The following is a 19,549-nucleotide window of genomic DNA, read 5'->3' on the forward strand; positions in this document are numbered from 1 at the left end:
GAGCCGCTTCACAACGGCGTCGCGGCCTCAGCCAACAGTCGGGCTAGCTTCGCTTCCTCTTCGGTCAAGAGGCGACGGAGAATTTCCCGCTTTTTTGGGGTCGGTTTCCACGGCGATCTGTCGTCGGAAGTGTTCGACGTTAAGCCGAGCGACGTATATTTGCATGGAACGGGTCCCCCGTTCGTGCTGGCGTTGTGAGGCCTATCGGGCGACGTCTGATCTCGGGAACGCGACACGAAAACGGGCGGTCGCATTGCGGGGTACTCAGCGACCGCCCATACACGACCACTGGTCAAGCTTCTTGCGGGGCAAGAACCTGCGCTCGGCGCGATCACGAAAGCGGCGACAGCGCTCGCGCGAAAGGATCGGATTCTACTTATTCCAAGCCACGAGCGGGCAATTCTCTTGGCGCCGGATCGTATTCGGCGACGCGCCGGTCCGCGCCGATGGCTGCCTGAGCAGCGTCTCAAATTTGAAATCCGAAGGGCTTGTCGGCCGCTCGCGTCCACCCTCCGCCCCGTGATACGCTTTGCTCAATGCACGGAGGACGGGGCCATGCATGACGACCGAATAGCCGTCTATCGCAAACGCTCGCAAGGTTGCGTTCGCAGAGCGAAGCTGAAGGACAGCCTCGCGGACGAATGGGCGCGCCTCGCAAGCCATTGGGAAATGCTGGCGCGGATTCGCGAGCAGATGTCGATTATCGCCGGTGGCTATGATTCCCAACGGGACCAGGTCCCAAATACCCTTAGGGCTTAAAGGCTAACGGCGCCCGCCGATGTGAAGGCTTGCGCCGTCATGTTTGCGAAAGCCGTCCAGGATCGAGAACCGCCGCGACGCGATCCGAGAGTGAATATCCGCTTGGACGTTTTCTTCGCCCACACCGGCCCTTCCGTTCCCGACCAAGACCGCTCGTTTCGGCGCAGTTGGCGGAAGGGTCGGCTCGGGTCGAAACCGGCGGTTGACGGCGGGCGCCGAAGTTTGATTTTGAACGCTAGCCTCGTTTCGCCGCCGGGTAATCGATCCGCGCAAGATAGAGGCCGCAGGCCGGGGCGACGTGGCCGCAGCGGCTGCGGTCGGCCGCCTCCAGCGCCGCCTTGAGATCGGCGGGACTCCAGCGACCGAGACCGACCTCGATGAGCGAGCCGACCATCGAGCGCACCTGGCGATGCAGGAACGACCGCGCAGCGACCGAAAACGCGACTCGTTCGCCCTCGCGCGCGATGTCGAGCCGCGACAGCGTGCGCACCGGCGAATTGGCCTGGCATTGCACGTCGCGGAAGGTCGTGAAGTCGTGGCGACCGATCAGCGCCTTGGCCGCTTCCGCCATCGCTTCGACGTCGAGCTCGCGCTTGAGCCGCCAGGCGCGGTCGCGCTCGAGCGTCAGCGGCGCGCGGCGATTGACGACGCGGTAGACGTACCAGCGCATGATCGCGCTGCGGCGCGCGTCGAAATGGTCGCCGACCGCTTCGGCGTCGAGCACGGCGATCGGCGCCGGCGCGAGCTGGCCGTTGATCGCCTCTTTCAGTCGCCAGCCGGCCCATTCGCGATCGAGATCGACATGGGCGACCTGGGCGAGCGCGTGCACGCCGGCGTCGGTGCGCCCGGCGCCGGCGACGAGCGGCTGTTCCTGGCCGAGCCGCGCCAGCGCCTCCTCCAGCGACTGCTGGATCGACGGGCCGTTCCCTTGCCGCTGCCAGCCAGCGAAGTCGGTCCCGTCGTACTCGATCGTCAGCTTGTAGCGCGGCATAGCGTCAGAGCGTCAGGACGATCTTGCCGACATGGTCCGCGTTGTCGATGCGGCGGTGGGCGGCGGCGGCCTCGGCCAGCGGAAAGGTCGAGTCGATCAGCGGCTTGCAGCGGCCGTCGGCGAGCAGCGGCCACACCTTGGCTTTCAGCGCGTCGATGATCTCCGCCTTCTCGGCGACCGAGCGCGGCCTGAGCGTCGAGCCGGTGTGGATGAGCCGCTTGGCCATGATCGGATGAAGATCGATCTCGACCTTGCGCCCGCGCAGAAAGGCGATCTGGACGATGCGGCCGTCCATGGCCGCGGCGGCGTAGTTGCGCGCGACATAGTCGCCGCCGACCATGTCGAGGATGACGTCGGCGCCCTTGCCGCCGGTCGCCGCGAGCGTCGCGACGACGAAGTCCTCTTGTCGATAGACGATCGCCAGATCGGCGCCGAGCCGCACGCAGGCTTTCGCCTTTTCGGTCGAGCCGACGGTCGTCAGCACGCGCGCCTCGAACGCCTTGGCGAGCTGGATCGCCGTCGTGCCGATGCCCGATGTCCCGCCGTGGACGAGCAGCCACTCGCCGCCCTTCAAGCCGCCGCGATCGAAGACGTTGGTCCACACCGTGCAATAGGTTTCCGGGATCGCCGCCGCTTCGATCAGGCTCAGGCCGGCGGGAACCGGCAGCGCGTTGGTCTCGGGAACGACGCAATATTCAGCGTAGCCGCCGCCGGCGACCAGCGCCGTCGCCGCCTCGCCGAGCTTGAAGCGCGACGCGCCCGCGCCGAGCGCGACGACTTCGCCGGCGATTTCGAGGCCGGGCAGATCGGACGCGCCGGGCGGCGGCGCATAGAAGCCCTGGCGCTGCAGCACGTCGGGCCGGTTGACCCCGGCCGCGGCGACGCGGATGAGGATCTCGCCCGCGCGTGGGCTCGGACGCGGCCGTTTCGTCGGCGTCAACGCCTCCGGGCCGCCGGGCGTGGGAATCGCGACCGCGCGCATCTCGTCGGGCAAACCAGGCATGGCGCCACCTCCTCGCGGTCGGGCGCTTAGACCTGCGGCGGCGGGCAAGTCAATGCGGGAGGGCGACCGGGGCGACGACGCCGTCCTCGGCCGGCGCCTGGCGGAAGGCGGGCAGCGCCTCGGCGCGGCCGGAAAACGCCGCGAGCCGTGCGAAGCGGCCGGCTTCGACCAGATCGCCGATCATGCCGCCGACGAAGCCGAAGGCGCAGGCGACGGTGATGTCGGCGAGGCCGAGATTGCCGCCGGCGATCCAGCCGGAAGCAGGCGCCTCGCGATCGAGCGCGGCGAGCGCGGCGTCGAGCTGGCCGGCGACGCGCGCCCGCCACGGCTCGTGACGCTTCTCCGGCGGGCGCAGCGCGCGCTCGTAATGGAGCTGCACCGCCTTCTCCATCGTCGTCAGCGCAAGGCCGGTCGCGCGCGCGGCGCTGAGGCGCAACGGCGGCGCGCTCGGCGACAGCGCGGCGATGTTGGGGAAGACGCAGCCGAGATAGTCGAGGATGACGCCCGAATCGGTCAGCACGGTTCCGTCGTCGGCGACCAGCGTCGGCGCCTTCAGCAGCGGGTTGATCTTCGAGAATGCGTCGATGTGGCGGAACAGCGAGATCGGCCGGTGGACGAACGGAACTCCGGCCGTCAGCATCGCCACCGCGACGCGCCGCACGTAGGGCGAATCCAGCATGCCGATCAGTTCCATGGCGCCCTCCGTCCAAGCTCCGCCGCGATAGCGACTCGATGCTGCGCGTTCGTCAAGGCGCCGCCGAACTGCGATCGAGCCGCGCTCCGCCCTCATCCTGAGCCGCCGTCGCGCGAGCGAGGGCGTGTCGAAGGATGCTTCAGGGCCTCCCGCGTCGCCGCGCGCGCTGGAGCGTCCTTCGAGACGCCCGCTTCGCGGGCTCCTCAGGACGAGGGGGTGGCGGGCCTTCAACGGGATCGTGACAGCCTCTAAGATTGGCGCGGGAGATCGTCGAGACGGGAGAGCGAGATGCGACGAGCGAGCAACGCGCCCATTCGCATCGGCGTCGGCGGCTGGACCTACGAGCCGTGGCGCGGCGCCTTCTACCCGGTCGATCTACCGCAAAAGCGCGCGCTCGAATATATGAGCCGCAAGCTGACGTCGATCGAGGTCAACGGCACGTTCTACCGCGGTCCGAGCCGCGACAGCTACGCCAAGTGGCGCGACGAGACGCCGGACGGGTTCGTCTTCGCGCTCAAGGGCCCGCGCGACGCCACCCATCGCCGTGGGCTGGCGGAAGCTGGCGAATCGATCGATCGCTTTGTCGCCGGCGGCGTCGCCGAACTCGGCGACAAGCTCGGGCCGATCAACTGGCAGTTCCCGCCGACCAAACGTTTCGAGGCCGACGACTTCGCGGCTTTTCTCGACCTGCTGCCGAAGTCGGTCGAGGGCAAGCCGCTGCGCCATGCGGTCGAGGCGCGGCACGCGAGTTTCCGCACGACCGATTTCGTCGCGCTCGCGCGCGAGAAAGGCGTCGCGATCGTCATCGCCGCCGATTCCGACTACCCGCAGATCGCCGACCCGACCGCGCCATTCATTTACGCCCGCATCATGGGAACCGTGGAGAGCGAGTCGGCGGGTTACTCCGCCGCCGCGCTCGACAATTGGGCGAAACGCGCCAAGAGCTGGGCGGCTGGCGGCGCGCCCAAGGACCTGCCGCTGCTGACCAAGACGCCTGCCGCGCCGGGCGGCCGCGAAGTGTTTCTCTATGTGATCAGCGGCGCCAAGACGCGCAATCCGGCGGCGGCGGCGGCGCTGATCGAGCGGATGCGATGATCGCCGCTCGCCCTCGCCGCGCGCCGAGCGTGTCGCGCTCGGTCGACGCGCCGCTGGCGAAGGCGATCGTCGCGGCGATGCGCGGCAGGAAATCACAGCGAGCGCGATCGACGGCGCTCTGATCCGCCTTCAGCCGCGCGAAGGCGGCCTGCGCCGCCTGGCCCCGCTCACGCTCGAACCGAAGATCTTCGGGCAATTCTGCCGGCGCGGACCGTCCGCGACAAGCCACGCGCCCTGCGGCCTATCTGCGCGGCGGAATGGGCGCTGGCCGCGCCGCGAAGGTTGAACTAAGACGGGTCGAATCGCCCTTTCGGCGCACAGGCGCCGGCGAACTGGGAGTTTGGCGCATGGCCGATGCGGTCGACCTGCTGGTGATCGGCGGCGGAATCAACGGCGCGGGAATCGCGCGCGACGCGGCCGGGCGCGGCTTGTCGGTCGTCCTGTGCGAAAAGGGCGACCTTGCGGAAGCAACGTCGTCGCGCTCGAGCAAGCTCGTCCATGGCGGCCTGCGTTATCTCGAATATTACCAGTTCCGCCTGGTGCATGAGGCGCTCGCCGAGCGCGAGGTGCTGTTGCGCTCGGCGCCGCACGTCGTCTGGCCGACCCGCTTCGTGCTGCCGCACTCGCCGCAGGATCGGCCGGCCTGGATGCTGCGCATCGGCCTGTTCCTCTACGACCACATCGGCGGCCGGCGCACCCTGCCCGGCTGCCGCGCGCTCGACCTCCGCCGCGAGCCCGAGGGCGCCGCGCTGGCGCCGGGCTACGTCAAGGGCTTCGAATACCCCGATTGCTGCGCTGACGACGCACGGCTGACGATCCTCGCCGCGCTCGACGCGCGCGAGCGCGGCGCGCGCATCCTCACCCGCATGCTGTTCGAAACGGCGCGGCGCGACGGCGGCCTGTGGCGCGCGACGATCGTCGACGCGGCGAGCGGCGAAAAGCGCGAGATCGCCGCGCGTGCGCTGGTCAACGCCGCCGGGCCGTGGGTCGACCAGGTTATCGGCCGCGTCGACGGCGCGAAGACGAAGTTCTCCGTCAAGCTGGTCAAGGGCAGCCACATCGTCACGCCGAAGTTCTTCGACGGGCCTCAGGCCTATTTGATGCAGAACCACGACCGGCGGGTGATCTTCGTCATCCCCTACCAGGGCGATCTCGCGCTGATCGGCACGACCGAAATTCCGTTCGACGGCGCGCCGGAGACGGTCGCCGCCGACGAAGAGGAGATCGTCTATCTGCTCGCCGCCGTCGCCGGCTATTTCCGCAACGCCCCGAGGCGCGAGGACGTCATCGAAGCCTGGGCCGGCGTGCGGCCGCTGTTCGACGACGGCCATGGCGACCCGTCGGCGGTGACGCGCGACTACGTGCTCGAGCTCGACGCAGCCGACGGCGCGCCGCTGCTCAACGTCTTCGGCGGCAAGATCACCACCTTCCGCCGGCTCGCCGAGCACGCTTTGCACAAGCTCAAGCCGTTCTTCCCGACGGCGAGCGGCGACTGGACGGCGCGGGCGACGCTGCCCGGCGGCGAGATCGACGACGGCGACTTCGAGCGCTTCGTCGCCCGGCTCGCCGGCGAATATCCATTCCTGCCGCCCTCGCTCGCGCTTCACTACGCACGCCTCTACGGCGCCCGCGCGACGAAGCTCATCGGCGCGGCCGCTTCGCTCGCCGATCTCGGCCGACGCTTCGGCCCCGACTTCTATGAACGCGAAGCGCTTTATCTCGTCGCCGAGGAGTGGGCCGAGACCGCCGACGACATCCTCGTCCGGCGCACCAAGCACGGACTCAGAATGAGCGCCGACGAGCGGGCCGAGTTCGCAAGCTGGATCGAGAGCCGCGCCGGCGGCGACGCGTGACGGCAGACGGCGCGTCGAGGACGGCGCGCTCGGCGCCGTGCGGTCTCCGCAGCCCCCCCCGCCAGGTCGTGGATCTACGCGCGCGATTCACGCTTTCGGCGGCATGGCGGCGCCGCCCCGCTCGACCGCGCGCCGGAAAGCCGGGCGCTCGCGAATGCGCTCGAGGTAGGCCATCAGCTTGGGGCGACGCTGGTCGAGACCGGCGCGGCGGGCCGAGGCCTCGATCGGATAGCTCATCTGAATGTCGGCGGCGGAGAAGGCGTCGCCGGCGAACCAGGTCGAACGTCCGAGCTCGGCCTCCATCAGGTCGAGGTTCTCGGCGAGCCGCGGCGTCGTGACCCGATCGTTGGCGCGCCGCACGACCGCCGCGACGATCGGCCGGATCGGCCAGGGCGGCGCGGTCGCCATCCGATCGAGCACGAGCTTGAGCAGCAGCGGCGGCATCGCCGACCCTTCGGCAAAATGCAGCCAATAGAGATAGCGTACCCACTCGGCCGTCTCGCGCGCCGGCGCCATGCCTGAAGCGGTGTTCTTTTCCACAAGATACTCGATGGTCGCGCCGGACTCGGCCAGCGTGACGTCGCCGTCGACGATGACCGGGGACTTGCCGAGCGGATGGACCGCGCGCAAGGCGGGCGGCGCGAGCATCGTGAGGCGATCGCGCGCGTAATGCTTGACCTCGTAGGGAACGCCCATTTCTTCGAGCAGCCAGAGAACCCGATGCGACCGCGAGTTCTCGAGATGATGCACAATGATCAACGACGCCTCCTTCGTCCGCGCTTCCTCATCCCGCCAATGCGTCTTCGACCGACGCTATGCGCGCAAAGCGGCCCGCCAGCGCCAACTCGACGCTCGCCTTGATCTCGTCGGCGCTCCATTCGCGCCCGCGCGCGTCGGTCATTGGGAAGGTCAGCGTCGCCTCGGAAACGAAATCGACGGCGAAGCCGAGATCGGAGGCGTGACGGGTGGTCGTCTCGCAGCATTGTTCGGTGCGAATGCCCGAAACGATGATGCGCCGGACGCCGTGCGAAATCAGCCAGACGTCGAGACCACTGCCGATCAGCGCGCTGTGCCGACGCTTCTTGAAGATCGCGTCGGGCGCAATCTGCAGCGGCGCGAGAGTCGCCACGAATCCGGACGATTCGGCGAAGGCGCCGGTCTCTTCGACATGGAACACCTGCACGATCGGAATTCCGAGCCGCTTGGCGCCGTCGACCAGCGCCTGCTGGCGCTCGAGATAAGCGTCGAGGCGATCGACGCGGAAGTAGGGCCGATGGCGGAACGATTCCTGGGCGTCGACGACGATCAAGGCGGCGTTGGCGGCGGACATTTCAGGTTTCCCTCTCGAAACAGCCGCTCCACTGTAGCGCCAAACAATCTCGACGAGACGCCTTCGCCGGCCTTTGTTCGGACAATTCGCGCCAAAGCGTAACTCGACTTTGCGAGGCGCCCGCGTCTGGTTGCGGGCGGCCTTGTGCGGGCGCGCCCGTTACGACCGCCAGGAGCTCTCGGTCCGTCATCGCGCCGGAGCGCGCGCCTTCGCCTGCCATTGCGACTGATAAGCGCGAAGGCCGGCGAACGCTCCGGGCTCGTGCGGTTTCAGTTCGACGCCAAATTCCGGCAAGTCGCCGGCAGGCCTCATCAGCGCGAGCACCGCCGCACCCGCCGCGGTTCCCTCCTGCAGCAGGGACGAGGCGACGCGTTGGCGCGGACGCAGCGCCGCCAGCAGCGAGCAGAAGAGGTCGTTGCGCGAGAACGGACCGTCGATGACGATCGGCGAGCGCGATTCGACCGCGTCGAGCGCCTCCGACGTCATCAGCGCGGTGTAGAGCGTGGCGAGCGACGCGCGCTGGGCGAGAGCGCCGGTGAAGGGGCCCTCGATCCGTCCGCGATCGCCGCTTCCGGCGACCGGACCGCCGGTGTCGCTGAACGACGGCAGGGCGAACACGGAGTGGGCGATGATCGCTTCGATGTCCGCGGCGGACGCCGCCGAGGGCGAAGCGCCGGCGAGCAGCTTGTCGAACTCGCCGCCGCCGAAAAAGCCGCAGCAACCGATCGGGCGGCCGAAGACGTTGGTGAACGAGAACGTCTCGCGATTGGGATCGAGGCGCAGGATGTCGGCCTGACTTTCGAAGCCGATGATGAACGTTCCGGTCGAAATCAGCGCGAGTTCGCTGAAGCCAGCAGCGAGGTAGCGCAGATAATTGGCGTCGGAATCATGGACGCCGCAAAGGATGCGCCCGCGGCCGGAGAACGCCGCAGGGCGAAACTCCCGCGTCAGTTCGCCAATGTCCTCCCAGGCGCGCGTCAGCGGCGCGAAGCGATCGACCCAGCCGCGCTGCCGAACGAGAGAGGAAAAGTCGCCGTTCAGCACGTCGAGAAGTTGCGAGAACGCGCCCAGCGCCGTGACCTCGCATGTGCGCCGGCCGCCGAGACGGAAGGCGAGATACTGGCTCCACGTCATGATCGACCGCACCCGCGCGAACGCCTCGGGAAAGGCGGTCTCGAGCCAGAAGAGCTGCCTGCCGAGCGACAGCGCGGCGGGCCAGGTGTTGCAGAACGTCTCCGCGAAGGGCGGCGCGATCTTCGCGTAGCCTTCGGCGATCTCGGCCGGCGGTTCGGCGAGATAGTCCATCACCGGGGTTGCGAGCTCGCCCGCTCCGTCAACGCAGCCGAGGGTCGAGCCGCAGGCGCTGACGACGATCACGTCCACCGGCAGAACCCGATCGAGCTCGCCGATGGCGCCGATCGCGAATTCGACGATGCGCTGCGCGTCGATATGGCGATAGGGAGGACCGTCGCGGTGGACGGTTTCCGTCTTGCGCCGGGCGATCTCCTGCAGCCCGGCGTCGAACAGGACGACCTTGCTGTTCGTCGCGCCGATATCGACGACGGCAATGCCCCGCGGAACGTTTGCAACCATTTCAACCACCCAGCTTGCCGGCGACGTGAGGATAGCCGGCGAATCCCCCCATGATCCGGGCGGCGTTTCGTCGCATTTCGGCGATCGCCGACCGTGCGCGCGCTTCAAGCTGCGCTCAGTTCATTTCCTGGCCGCCGGTGACGCTGAGCGCCACGCCGGTGATATAGGAGGAGGCGTCGGAAGCGAGGAAGGTCACCGCGTTGCAAACGTCGTCGTACGTGCATCCCCGTTTCATCGGCACCTGGTCGACGTAAGATCGGCGCACGTCGGCGACGTCGCTCGCGCCGGGAACCTTGCCGGCGCGCAAATACTGAACGAACAGCCCCTTGTCGGGGTCGGTCCACAGCGGCGAGTCGAGCAGATTGCCGGGGCAGATCGCGTTGCAGCGCACGTTGTGCCGCGCCATCTCCAGCGCGACGCTCTGGGTGTGGCCGACGCAGCCGAACTTGCTGGCGGCGTAGGCGGAGTTGGCGGCGCTGCCCTTCTTGCCCGACTTGGAGTTGATGTTGATGATCGAGCCCGACTGCTGCTTCTTCATCACGCGGCAGGCGTGCTTGGTGACGAGGAAATAGCCGAACAGGTTGACCGTCATCACCGCGCGCCATTTCTCCGCGTCGGCGTCGGCGATCGGTTCGGCGATCAGGATCGCCGCGTTGGAGACGACGACGTCGACACGGCCGAAGTCGCGCTCGGCGTCGAGGAACAGCTTTTCCACCTCGGCTTCGCGGGTGACGTCGACCTTCGCGCCGACGACGCGGGTCGCCGTCGCCTCGGCGATCGCGGCGGCGGCCGCCCGCGCGCCCTGTTCGTTGACGTCGGCGACGACGACGACGCAGCCCTCATTCGCTAGGCGCTCGCAGATCGCCCGGCCGAGCCCCTGCGCGCCGCCGGTGACGATGGCGACCTTGTTGGCGAGCGACCCGGTCATGGCTTGGCGAACCTTTTCAGCAAAGCTGTCTCCGCTTCGAGATTCCAGTGGCCGGGTCCGAGCGGCGTGTCGCCGCCGAGATCGCCGAGCGCCGTCAGCTTGAGGCCGCGGCACGAGGGATAGACGAGAATCTTGCCGGGCAGAAGGTTGTGTTCGACGGCGCGAATGCCGTCGATCGCGCCTTCGAGACCCGACACCGCGGCGACGGAGAAATTGGTGTCGAGTTCGCGCGCAACGACCTTGGCCAGCACCTGCTGCATGTCTTTCAGCTCCGAGCCGCTGGTGCCGACGAAATAGAGCTGCTTCTCGACATAGGCGTCGAGGTCGACGGCGGCCGTCTTGTCGGCCGGGATGCCGGCGAAGACATTGACGATCGCCTTCGGCGCCGCCGTCGCGACCGCCTGCGCCGCCAGAGCGGGAACGGGCGCCATCAGTACGACGTAGTCGAAGGCGACGCCCGGCGCGTTCTTGGCGGGATTGTAGGTCCGCAGCACGACGGCGTTCTTCTCCGCCAACGGCGAAGCGAGCGCGTCGAGCCCGGCGAGACGATCGTCGTTGAGATCGCCGGCGTAGACGGTCACGCCCTCGGCGCCCTGACACAGGTCGCGGATGACGTGCATCGTCCCCATCGGTCCTGCCGCGCCGATGATGTTGATCTTGTCGCCGGCGCGGATCTCGGGGCTCGCCGGAATCGCAGCATAGGCCGCCGCCGGATCGGCGCCGGCGGTTCCGACGACGCGGATGCCGCCGTAATGGACGCGGCCGACCTGCGTCTCGACCGGCCGGCCGAATTTACCGCCGCCTTGGACGATCACGAACAGGCCGCCCGGAGCAAGCTTGGGAAACAGCGACTCCGCCGTCGCGGCGTCGGCGCCGAAATAGACGATGTCGTCGAAGCTCGCGTCCGGTTGCGCGGCGACGGAATCGCCGGTCGCGAACACGACCGACCCCGGCCGCCCCGGGCACTTGTCGACGATGGCGCGGTCGATGGGCGCGTCGCCAACTACGAGCAGCCGGCCGCCGGGCTTCAGCGTCCGCCGCTGGACCTCGGTATAGGCGTTCTCGACGCAGGCCCACGGCTCGACCAGCGCCAGCGCCGAGGCCGACAGATGCTCGGGCGCCGGGATCAGCATCGATTCGCCTTCGGGCGAGGTGATGACCCGTTCGTCGAGCAGCACATATTCCTGCAACCCGCCTTCGAAATTGTAGCCGAAGGCGGCGTTGGACTTGTCGGTCGGCAGCCAGCGGTAGTCGGTCTCGACAATGAACCGCTCCCCGGTCTTGTAGCGATCGACGCCCGGCCCGACCTTGACCACGCGGATGACCGCTTCGTGGCCGGGGACGGTCGGCGCATCTCCCGGCACGTAGTTCGGCATCTCAGCCAGCGCCTGCGCGTCGAGACCGGTCAGGACGTCTGACTTGCGGCTGTGCTGGGAGAACTGCTTGAGCAGTTTGAGGTCGGAAAAGCACAGGCCGACCGCCTCGACTCGCGCCAGCACCTGGTGCGGTCCCGGGTCGGCGACCGGTTTGGCGGCATTGAGTTCGAGCTTGTCGGGTCCGACCAGCTGGACGGCGCGTTCCGTGTGCGGAATGTCGTTCATGGCGGACCTCTCATTCCAGGCTTGCAAGCAATTGCTTCGGCGAGGTTGACGCGTCGATCACGCTCAATCTCTTTTCGCCGCCGGGCCGCAGGGCGCGCCCGGCCGCGGCAAAGAATTCGTTCTTCGTCGCGATCGACGAGAAGCTCGCCTTGGCCCACGGACTGAGGTAGCCGAGTCCGAGTTCGCGTTGCAGAACCGTGTGCGCACAGACGATGTGGGCGCTGCGCAGAAACATCGGCGCCAGCGGCTTCAGTTCGGCGGACGAAAACGAATCGACGAACTTCTGCCCCGGCGCGTTCATCTCGGTGCCGGCGATGACCGGGAAGCCGCGCCGCTCGGCGAGCGCGACGACTTCGTAGAGGTTCTTGAGTTTGCTCTCAGGCTTGCCCGGCGTGTAGTTGCGGTCCGGAATGACGTTCAGCGCCGCCGCTCCGGAGGCGATAGCGATGTCGACGAACTCATCCATCCGCCGCTCGCCTTCGCTTGCGCCGTCGAGCCAGGCGACGGTTGGGATCGCGCCCGCTTCGGCGACGAAGCGATTCATCTTCGCCATCTCGGGAAACGATCCCCTGTCCGGCGCGACATAGCCGACGCCGCCCTGCTTCATCGTCTTGGCGCGGATCAGCCCCTGCAGCTTCGCGCTCTCGCTCGGCGCTCCGCCCAGACGCTCCGTCCAGAAGGCGGCACGGCGTGCTGCGTCCGGAAAAACGTCGGCCGCCTTGCGCTCATAGGCTTCGCACAGGTGGCGTTCGGTCGCGTTGCCGCTCGGCGTCAGCGGCGCGACGTCTGTGTCGAAATCGAGCTTCACTGGATCGAGATAGGCGTTGACGCGTTCGATGATCCCGCGTGTCCGTTTCTTCGCAGCGGCGCGCATCTCAGCGAGAAAGGGATGCGACGCGGCGCGCGGAAATCCGACGCCCATGTTGTAGGCGACGCCCGGTTCGCCGGGAGAATTGATCTCGAGCGTCGCGAATTCCGGTACGAATACGCGGGACTCCAGGCCGGCGCAGCATTTCAGTCCGATCAGTCGCCCCGCATCGAAGAATTCGTCGACGCCGTCGAGGACGTCGAAATCGACAATGCCGGCGACCGCCAGTCCCGCCTTGCGCGCCAGCCAGGCGAACTTCGACGGCGAATAGCCGTAGGCGTTGTAGGAAAAGAAGGTATGAGCGTGGAGATTGACGTCGGCGCCCGACGCAGCCAGCACGTCCTCGCCGCGCTCGGCGGCGCGCCAAAGCTGTGTCAGCGCCTCGGACCGCCGGCCGCGGTCGAAGTCGTCGAGCTGGCGCTCCAATCGTTCGTTCGCGATCATCGCCGTCCCAAACGCGACCAAGCGCGTCCTCCCCAAACTGTGACCGCCGGAACGCCGGAGGTCCGAATTCTTGCGCAAGCCGCCATCATGGCGCCCGCGCTTCTCCTCGCCTAGCGCCTTCGCGGCGGAGCATGGATGCTTTCGCCCCTGAGCGCGTGGGCGGCCTCCATCCACGCCTCCGAAAAGGTCGGATGCGCGTGGATCGTTTCGCCGAGCTCGCGCGCGGTGAACTCGGCGCGGATCGCCGTCGTCGCGGTCGCGATCAACTCCGTGGCGCGCGGACCCACCGCCGCTGCGCCGAGCAGCCGCTCGGAATTGGCGTCGGCGATCCATTTGACGAAGCCGGTCGTCTCGCCGGCGGCGAGGCTCTTGCCGAGGCCGGAGAAGCGGAACTTGCCGGTCTTGACCGGGCGCTCCGCCGCGCGCGCTTCCGATTCGCTCAAGCCGACGGTTGCGACTTCGGGCGCGGTGAAGATCACGTTGGGGACGAGCGTCTCGTGGCGGCGCGGCTTGCCCCCGACCGCGTTCTCCGCCGCGACGATTCCCTGCGAAGTGGCGAAATGGGCGAGCTGGGTCTTGCCGGTGACATCGCCGATGGCGAAGATCGTCGCCGCCTTGGTCCGGCAATAGGCGTCGGCGTCGATGAAGCCGCGCGCGTCGACTTCGAGCCCGGCGGCGGCGAGGTTCAGGCCCTCGGTCACCGGCCTGCGGCCGACGGCGTTGAGCAGCAGGTCCGCTCGCAACGTTTCATCGCCGCGACGGCCGCTCACGCCGTTCGCGTCGGCGGCGATGTCGGCGAGCGGCGCGCCGGTCAGCACGCGGACGCCAAGCGCCTTCTCCATATGCGCGCGGACCTCGCTCCTGAGGTCGGCGTCAAGCAGCATCAGGATGTCGGCGAGCAACTCCACAATGACGACCTTGACCCCGAGCATGGCCGCCATCGAGGCGATCTCGCAGCCGATGAAGCCGCCGCCGAGCACGATCATGCTCTTCGGCAACCGATCGAGGGCGAGGAAGGCGCGGCTCTCGACGATGCGGTCATGCTTGGGAATGAAGCCAGGCGTCGCCGAGGTCGAGCCGGTGGCGATGATCGTCTTCTTCGCGCCGATCGTGAGATCGCCGTCGACGACGATCGTCTCGCGATCCTTGAACGCCGCAGACCCGGAAAACTGCTTGACGCCGTTGGCGGTGAGAAGCTGCTTCACCCCGCCGCGCAGCTGATCGACGACCTTGTCCTTGCGACGGACCATCGCCGCGTAGTCGAAGGTCGCGCCGCTGACGTTGACGCCAAAGGCCGCGGCGTCGCAGACACGGGCGAAGGTCTCGGCCGAGGCGATCAGCGTCTTGGTCGGGATGCAGCCGAAGTTCAGGCACGTCCCGCCGAAGCGTTCCCGCTCGACGATGGCGACCGACGCGCCGAGCTGCGCGGCGCGGATGGCGGCGGGATAGCCGCCGGGTCCCGCGCCGATGACTACGACGTCAAAGCGCTCCATAGTCCGTTGTCCTCGAGCTTGGTCTTGATGCTGTTGATGAAGCGGGCCGCCGTCGCACCGTCGATCAGGCGATGGTCGGACGACAGCGTCATCTTCATGATCGGCCGCACGACGATTTGTTCGCCGCGCACGACCGGTTTCCTGATCGTGCTGGACACCGCCAGGATCGCCGATTCGCCCGGGTTGATGATCGCGGTGAAGGCCTCGACGTCGAGCATGCCCATGTTGGAGATCGAGAAGGTCGAGCCGCTCATCTCGTCGGGCGCGAGGCGGCCCGCGCGCGCCTTGTCGACGAGTTCCTTCGAGCGCGCGCTCAGCTCGGCCATCGTCATCTCGTCCGCGCCGCGCACGACCGGGACGACCAGGCCCTGGTCGAGGTTGACCGCAATGCCCAGATGCACGCGGCTATGCCAGCGGACGCTTTTGCCGTCGGTCGCGCTGTTCAGCGCGGGAAATTCCTTCAGGGCGAGGACCGACGCCTGGGCGATGAAGTCGGTGACCGAATAGCGCGCCCCGGCGGCATTGAGCCGCGCGCGATGGGCGAGCGTTTCCGTCATGTCGACTTCGACGGTGACGTAGAAGTGCGGCGCGGTGACGACGCTCTGAGCCAGGCGCTGGGCGATGACCTGCCGCATCTTGCTCATCGCCGTCGGTTTTTCCGCAACGGCGCGCTCGACGTCGGCGACTGCGATGCGCTTGCCGGCATTGTCGGCGCCGAGCGCGATGAGATCGAGGCCCTCCTTGGCCGCCATCGCCTTGGCGGCGGGACTGACGCGCAGGCTCGCGTAATCGTTCGCCTCGAGATAGGCCTTTACGTCCTTTTCGACGATGCGGCCGTCGGGGCCGCTACCGACGATCGCGTGCGCGTCGATCACGCATTCCCTGGCGAGCGCCGCCGCGCGCGGGCTGATGCGGAAACGGACCGGCGCGGCGGGAGGCGGCGGCGGCGGCGCGAGAGCGGGGGCGAGCGCAATCGGCGCGGCGGCCCGCGCAACCGGCGCGGCGGTGTTGGCGGCGGGCGGCGCGCCCTCCGGCGCGGGGCGCTGCGGCGCCGGCTTCGCCGGAACGGCCTCGCCCTTCTCGCCGAGATAGGCGACGACGCTTTGCACCGGAACGCTGACGCCGACGCCGACGACGATCTTGAGCAACGTGCCGGCGCTGAAGCTCTCGACCTCCATCACCGACTTGTCGGTCTCGACCAGGAACAGCACGTCGCCCTTGGCGACCGAGTCGCCTTCCTTCTTCAGCCACTCGACGATGGCGCTGTCTTCGGTCATCTGACCGAATTTGGGCATGACGATCGGCGTGACCATGGCGCGCCCTACAGGATGGAGCTGGCGGCGGCGATCAGATCATCGACGCTGGGCAGGAACGCCTGTTCCAGGACGTGCGACTGCGGCGCGATGCCGTTCTTGGCGCCGACGCGCAGTACTGGCGCGTCGAGATAGTCGAACGCCATCTGCTGCACTGTAGAAGCGATCTCGCCGGTGAAGCTGCCGATGTGCACCGCCGCGCTGGCGACGACGCAACGCCCGGTTTTCTGCACCGAGCGGATCACCGTCTCGATGTCCAGCGGCACCAGGCTGCGCAGATCGATCACCTCCGCAGAGACGTTGCGCTCCGCGGCGAGCCGCTCGGCCGCCTTCAGGCAGTCGTGCACCACCGGCCCCCAACTGACAAAGGTGATGTCCGAACCCTCGCGCTTCACGTCGGCGACGCCGAGGGAAACCAAATGTTCGCCTTCGGCGACTGGCCCCTTCATGCCGTAGAGCAGCTGCGATTCGATGAAGAGGACCGGATTGTTGTCGCGAATGGCCGACTTCAGCAAGCCTTTCGCGTCGGCCGGCGTCGACGGATAGATCACGTACAGGCCGGGGATATGGCAGAAGACCGATTCGAGCGTCTGCGAATGCTGGCCGCCGTAACCCTTGCCGCCGCCGGCGGACGCACGGATGACCAGCGGCACTTCGGTCTGCGCGCCGCTCATGTAATGCCACTTGGCGGCCTGGTTGCTGATCTGATCCGACGACATCAGCGCGAAGTCGAAATACATCAGTTCGACCACCGGCCTGAGACCCCGCATTGAGGCCCCGACCGCCGTGCCGCAAATGCAGGCCTCGCTGATCGGCGTATTGAAGACGCGATGGCGGCCGAAGGTCTCAAGCAAGCCTTTCGTCACCTTGAACGCGCCGCCGTAGTCGGCGACGTCTTCGCCGTAGAACACAACGCGATTGTCGCGCGTCATTTCCTCGGCCAGCGCCTCGCGGAGCGCGTCCTTGTAAGTGATTTCGCCGTTGACCCGCTTCGATTCGGCCGTCGGCGCGTAGGTCTCGACCTTTGCGAATTCGGGCGGAACCGTCTCGCTCTTGGTGTCCGTGTACATGAACGTAAGAACGTCCTTGACGTCGGGATCGGCGGCGTCGGCGGCGCGTTTGGCGGCGCGCGCGTTGCGCTCGGCGACGCGCTGCGTCACCGCTTCGATTCCCGCGGCGTCGAGCACGCCGGCGGCGATCAATTCCTTCTTGTAGGCCTCGATCGGGTCGATCGCCTTCCAGGCCGCCTCTTCTTCCTTGGTGCGATATTCGTTGCGCGGATCGCTCAACGAGTGGCCCCAGTAGCGATAGCAGTCGGCCTCCACCAGCACCGGCCCCTTGCCTTCGCGGCAGAGCTTCGCGGCTCGCAACACCGCGTCGCGCACGGCCAGGACATTCATGCCGTTGACGACCTCGGCGTGCATGGCGTTCTCGGCGAAGCCGGCCGCGCGCTGCGCCAGGCGGCGCACGCCCGACACTTCGTCGTCGGCGCGGCCAGTCATGCCATAGTGGTTGTTGCACACCAGAAAGACGATCGGCAGGCCGAAGGCGCGCCCATCGGCGTAATGGTTGGTGAACTGGGCCTGGGCGGCGAAGTTCAGCGACTCAAGCACGACGCCGTTGGCGTAGGCGCCGTCGCCGGCGAAGCAACAGACGACGCCGTTGTCGGCGAAATAGCGGCTGGCCAGGGCCGCGCCGGTCGCGATCGGCACGCCGCCGCCGACGATGGCGTTGGCGCCGAGATGGCCGACGGAAAAGTCGGCGATGTGCATCGAGCCGCCGCGGCCGCGACAATAGCCTTCGTCCTTGCCGAACAGCTCGCCGATCGTGCGGTAGACGTGCTGCTCGAGCGCCGCCTCGAGCAGTTCCTCGCGGCTGTTCGCCCTGCAGTGAGGCACGCGCGCCCGAAGCGCCGCTTCGTCCATCGCGCGCAAGGCGACCGTGCCCTTGGCCAGGCTCTCGCCGTGGCCGCGATGGGTGCTGGTGATGTTGTCGGCGATGCGCAGCGCCGCGCAGGCGCCGGCCGCCGTACCTTCCTGGCCGACCGAGACGTGGGTCGGGCCGCGATAATTGTAATCGCGAATGGGATCGTAAGCGCCGGAACGCAGCTTGACGATCATCTCCTCGAATTCGCGGATGACGAGCATGTCTTCGAGAATCGCAATCGCTTCCGCGGCAGCCAGCGCATGGGATGCGAGTTCCGAACGGAGACTGCCCTGATAGCTATATGCGGGGATCTTGCCGCAATCGATCACGAACGGATCGAACCGCGGCCGCATATCGCTCAAATACGTGCCAGGTTCGGTCGTCATCTTGTCGTTCTTTCTTCGTTGCAGGCCCGCGCGTTGCGCACGAGGGATCCTCCCGGTCCATGTGACAGCCGATAGCGCGGAAACATGCCAGACCTGTTGCTGTACATCAATTCCCTATTGTGGCGTTTTGTTCACTTTTCGAGCGGACCTGACGCGCGGGTCCGCGACGGCGGCATGGCGCGGGTCAGCCGCGGCGATCGCCGCGCCGCCGGGAAAAACGCGCCGATGGAGTCGGTTAGGCGCATCCCTTATGCTCCGGCCGCCAACCAAAGGGGGAGGAACGATGACTGAGACGCTCATGCCGAAGGTTCGCCTCGGGCGCACGGACCTGATGGTGTCGCCGATCTGCTTCGGCACGTCAGGGCTCGGCGACATGCCGGCCACCTTTGGCTACAGCGTCTCGGTCGAGCGCGCCGCGGCGACGGTGAACGCCATCCTCGACGGGCCGACCAACTTCATCGACTCGGCGCGCATCTACGGCGAGGGCCGCAGCGAGGAACGTCTTGGCGCGGTGCTTCGCGAGCGCGGCGGCCTGCCCGCCGGTTTCGTGCTTTCCACCAAGATCGACCGCGACCCGGCGACCGGCGTCTTCGACGCCGCGCAGGCGCGCCGCTCGCTCGAGACGAGTCTCAAGATCCTCGGGCGCGAACGTTTCGATCTTCTCTACCTGCACGACTTCGAGCATGCGCGGTCGCCCGCCGAGGCGACCAGCCGCGGCGGCGCGCTCGGCGAACTCTTCCGCATCAAGGAGCAAGGCCTCGCCAAAGCCGTCGGCCTCGCCGCCGGCAAGGTCGATCTGATGACGCCGCTGCTCAGCGAATGGGACTTCGACGCGGTGATGACTCACAATCGCTTCACGCTCGTCAACCGCAACGCCGAGCCGTTGCTCGATCTGGCGAAGGCGAAGGGAATCGCGGTGATGAACGCCGCGCCCTACGCGAGCGGCGTGCTCGCCAAGGGCTCGGTCGCCTATCCGCATTACGCCTATCAGGAAGCCGATGACGCCGCGCTCGCGCCGATCCGTCGCATCGAGGCGATCGCTGCGCGCCACAAGGTTCCCCTTGGCGCCGCCGCGCTGCAGTTCTCGCTGCGCGACAAGCGCGTCACGTCGACGGTGTGCGGCGTCACCAAGCCGGAGCGGGTGAAAGAAACTCTGGATTGGGCCCGCTTCCCGATCCCAGACGCGTTCTGGCAGGAGATCGCGACGCTCCCGTTCGCCACCGACGATCCCGAGGCGGCGCGCGTCCATCACAAGGCCTAGAGCGAACATAG

General features: G+C 67.7%; 15 protein-coding genes. 3 read left to right on the forward strand and 12 right to left on the reverse strand.

What is annotated here, in order from left to right:
- Positions 1 to 994 precede the first annotated feature (994 nt).
- Genes truA through ABSF49_RS03385 form a run of 3 tightly spaced genes read right to left on the reverse strand, consistent with a single transcriptional unit; the run spans position 995 to position 3,447 of the window.
- Complete coding sequence (gene truA / locus ABSF49_RS03375) at positions 995 to 1,750, reverse strand: tRNA pseudouridine(38-40) synthase TruA (RefSeq protein ID WP_424111221.1); 756 nt, start codon at positions 1,748 to 1,750, stop codon at positions 995 to 997.
- A 4-nt stretch (positions 1,751 to 1,754) separates the two neighbouring features.
- Entirely contained in the window at positions 1,755 to 2,753 is a 999-nt protein-coding gene (locus ABSF49_RS03380) for an NAD(P)H-quinone oxidoreductase (protein WP_424111222.1), read from the reverse strand.
- A gap of 49 nt (positions 2,754 to 2,802) precedes the next feature.
- A complete protein-coding gene (locus tag ABSF49_RS03385; RefSeq protein ID WP_424111223.1) occupies positions 2,803 to 3,447 on the reverse strand; it encodes a glutathione S-transferase family protein in 645 nt (214 codons plus the stop codon).
- Positions 3,448 to 3,735: 288 nt separating this feature from the next.
- On the opposite strand from ABSF49_RS03385, the gene ABSF49_RS03390 reads away from it, so the two are divergent.
- Positions 3,736 to 4,542: a DUF72 domain-containing protein gene (locus ABSF49_RS03390; RefSeq protein ID WP_424111224.1), complete on the forward strand. Its 807-nt coding sequence runs from the start codon at positions 3,736 to 3,738 to the stop codon at positions 4,540 to 4,542.
- Positions 4,543 to 4,889: 347 nt separating this feature from the next.
- Positions 4,890 to 6,395 (forward strand): glycerol-3-phosphate dehydrogenase, encoded by a 1,506-nt coding sequence (locus tag ABSF49_RS03395; protein ID WP_424111225.1) that lies wholly within the window; start codon positions 4,890 to 4,892, stop codon positions 6,393 to 6,395.
- 87 nt (positions 6,396 to 6,482) lie between these two features.
- Here ABSF49_RS03395 and ABSF49_RS03400 read toward each other — a convergent pair whose 3' ends face one another.
- From ABSF49_RS03400 to ABSF49_RS03440, 9 genes are all read right to left on the reverse strand, one after another.
- A complete protein-coding gene (locus ABSF49_RS03400) occupies positions 6,483 to 7,154 on the reverse strand; it encodes a glutathione S-transferase family protein (protein WP_424111226.1) in 672 nt (223 codons plus the stop codon).
- Between the two features lie 25 nt (positions 7,155 to 7,179).
- Positions 7,180 to 7,725, reverse strand: coding sequence for an isochorismatase family protein (locus tag ABSF49_RS03405; RefSeq protein ID WP_424111227.1), 546 nt, complete (start codon positions 7,723 to 7,725; stop codon positions 7,180 to 7,182).
- 186 nt (positions 7,726 to 7,911) lie between these two features.
- Positions 7,912 to 9,318, reverse strand: a complete 1,407-nt coding sequence (locus ABSF49_RS03410) for an FGGY family carbohydrate kinase (RefSeq protein ID WP_424111228.1) — start codon at positions 9,316 to 9,318, stop codon at positions 7,912 to 7,914.
- 115 nt (positions 9,319 to 9,433) lie between these two features.
- The gene (locus ABSF49_RS03415) at positions 9,434 to 10,246 is read right to left on the reverse strand and encodes an SDR family NAD(P)-dependent oxidoreductase (protein WP_424111229.1); all 813 of its coding nucleotides are present in this window, start codon (positions 10,244 to 10,246) and stop codon (positions 9,434 to 9,436) included.
- Positions 10,243 to 11,847 carry an alcohol dehydrogenase catalytic domain-containing protein gene (locus ABSF49_RS03420; RefSeq protein WP_424111230.1) on the reverse strand — a complete coding sequence of 535 codons (1,605 nt, stop codon included), beginning with the start codon at positions 11,845 to 11,847 and terminating at the stop codon, positions 10,243 to 10,245. Before ABSF49_RS03420 ends, ABSF49_RS03415 begins: the two co-directional genes overlap by 4 nt.
- Before the next feature lie 10 nt (positions 11,848 to 11,857).
- Complete coding sequence (locus tag ABSF49_RS03425) at positions 11,858 to 13,180, reverse strand: PHP domain-containing protein (RefSeq protein ID WP_424111231.1); 1,323 nt, start codon at positions 13,178 to 13,180, stop codon at positions 11,858 to 11,860.
- Between the two features lie 89 nt (positions 13,181 to 13,269).
- Positions 13,270 to 14,652, reverse strand: coding sequence for a dihydrolipoyl dehydrogenase (gene lpdA / locus ABSF49_RS03430; RefSeq protein ID WP_424111232.1), 1,383 nt, complete (start codon positions 14,650 to 14,652; stop codon positions 13,270 to 13,272).
- On the reverse strand, positions 14,631 to 15,965 hold the full coding sequence (locus ABSF49_RS03435; protein ID WP_424111233.1) for a dihydrolipoamide acetyltransferase family protein: 1,335 nt from the start codon (positions 15,963 to 15,965) through the stop codon (positions 14,631 to 14,633). Before ABSF49_RS03435 ends, lpdA begins: the two co-directional genes overlap by 22 nt.
- 8 nt (positions 15,966 to 15,973) lie before the next feature.
- Positions 15,974 to 18,277 carry an alpha-ketoacid dehydrogenase subunit alpha/beta gene (locus ABSF49_RS03440; RefSeq protein ID WP_424111234.1) on the reverse strand — a complete coding sequence of 768 codons (2,304 nt, stop codon included), beginning with the start codon at positions 18,275 to 18,277 and terminating at the stop codon, positions 15,974 to 15,976.
- Between the two features lie 283 nt (positions 18,278 to 18,560).
- Between ABSF49_RS03440 and ABSF49_RS03445 the strand changes: the two genes are divergently transcribed.
- The gene (locus tag ABSF49_RS03445; protein ID WP_424111235.1) at positions 18,561 to 19,538 is read left to right on the forward strand and encodes an aldo/keto reductase; all 978 of its coding nucleotides are present in this window, start codon (positions 18,561 to 18,563) and stop codon (positions 19,536 to 19,538) included.
- Positions 19,539 to 19,549 lie beyond the last annotated feature (11 nt).

The organism is Roseiarcus sp. (assembly GCF_049514155.1).
GTDB lineage: Bacteria > Pseudomonadota > Alphaproteobacteria > Rhizobiales > Beijerinckiaceae > Roseiarcus.

Coding starts and splice junctions, on each gene's coding strand:
- truA (WP_424111221.1), bottom strand. CDS start 1,750: ATGCCGCGCTACAAGCTGACGATCGAGTACGACGGGACCGACTTCGCT.
- ABSF49_RS03380 (WP_424111222.1), bottom strand. CDS start 2,753: ATGCCTGGTTTGCCCGACGAGATGCGCGCGGTCGCGATTCCCACGCCC.
- ABSF49_RS03385 (WP_424111223.1), bottom strand. CDS start 3,447: ATGGAACTGATCGGCATGCTGGATTCGCCCTACGTGCGGCGCGTCGCG.
- ABSF49_RS03390 (WP_424111224.1), top strand. CDS start 3,736: ATGCGACGAGCGAGCAACGCGCCCATTCGCATCGGCGTCGGCGGCTGG.
- ABSF49_RS03395 (WP_424111225.1), top strand. CDS start 4,890: ATGGCCGATGCGGTCGACCTGCTGGTGATCGGCGGCGGAATCAACGGC.
- ABSF49_RS03405 (WP_424111227.1), bottom strand. CDS start 7,725: ATGTCCGCCGCCAACGCCGCCTTGATCGTCGTCGACGCCCAGGAATCG.
- ABSF49_RS03410 (WP_424111228.1), bottom strand. CDS start 9,318: ATGGTTGCAAACGTTCCGCGGGGCATTGCCGTCGTCGATATCGGCGCG.
- ABSF49_RS03415 (WP_424111229.1), bottom strand. CDS start 10,246: ATGACCGGGTCGCTCGCCAACAAGGTCGCCATCGTCACCGGCGGCGCG.
- ABSF49_RS03420 (WP_424111230.1), bottom strand. CDS start 11,847: ATGAACGACATTCCGCACACGGAACGCGCCGTCCAGCTGGTCGGACCC.
- lpdA (WP_424111232.1), bottom strand. CDS start 14,652: ATGGAGCGCTTTGACGTCGTAGTCATCGGCGCGGGACCCGGCGGCTAT.
- ABSF49_RS03435 (WP_424111233.1), bottom strand. CDS start 15,965: ATGGTCACGCCGATCGTCATGCCCAAATTCGGTCAGATGACCGAAGAC.
- ABSF49_RS03440 (WP_424111234.1), bottom strand. CDS start 18,277: ATGACGACCGAACCTGGCACGTATTTGAGCGATATGCGGCCGCGGTTC.
- ABSF49_RS03445 (WP_424111235.1), top strand. CDS start 18,561: ATGACTGAGACGCTCATGCCGAAGGTTCGCCTCGGGCGCACGGACCTG.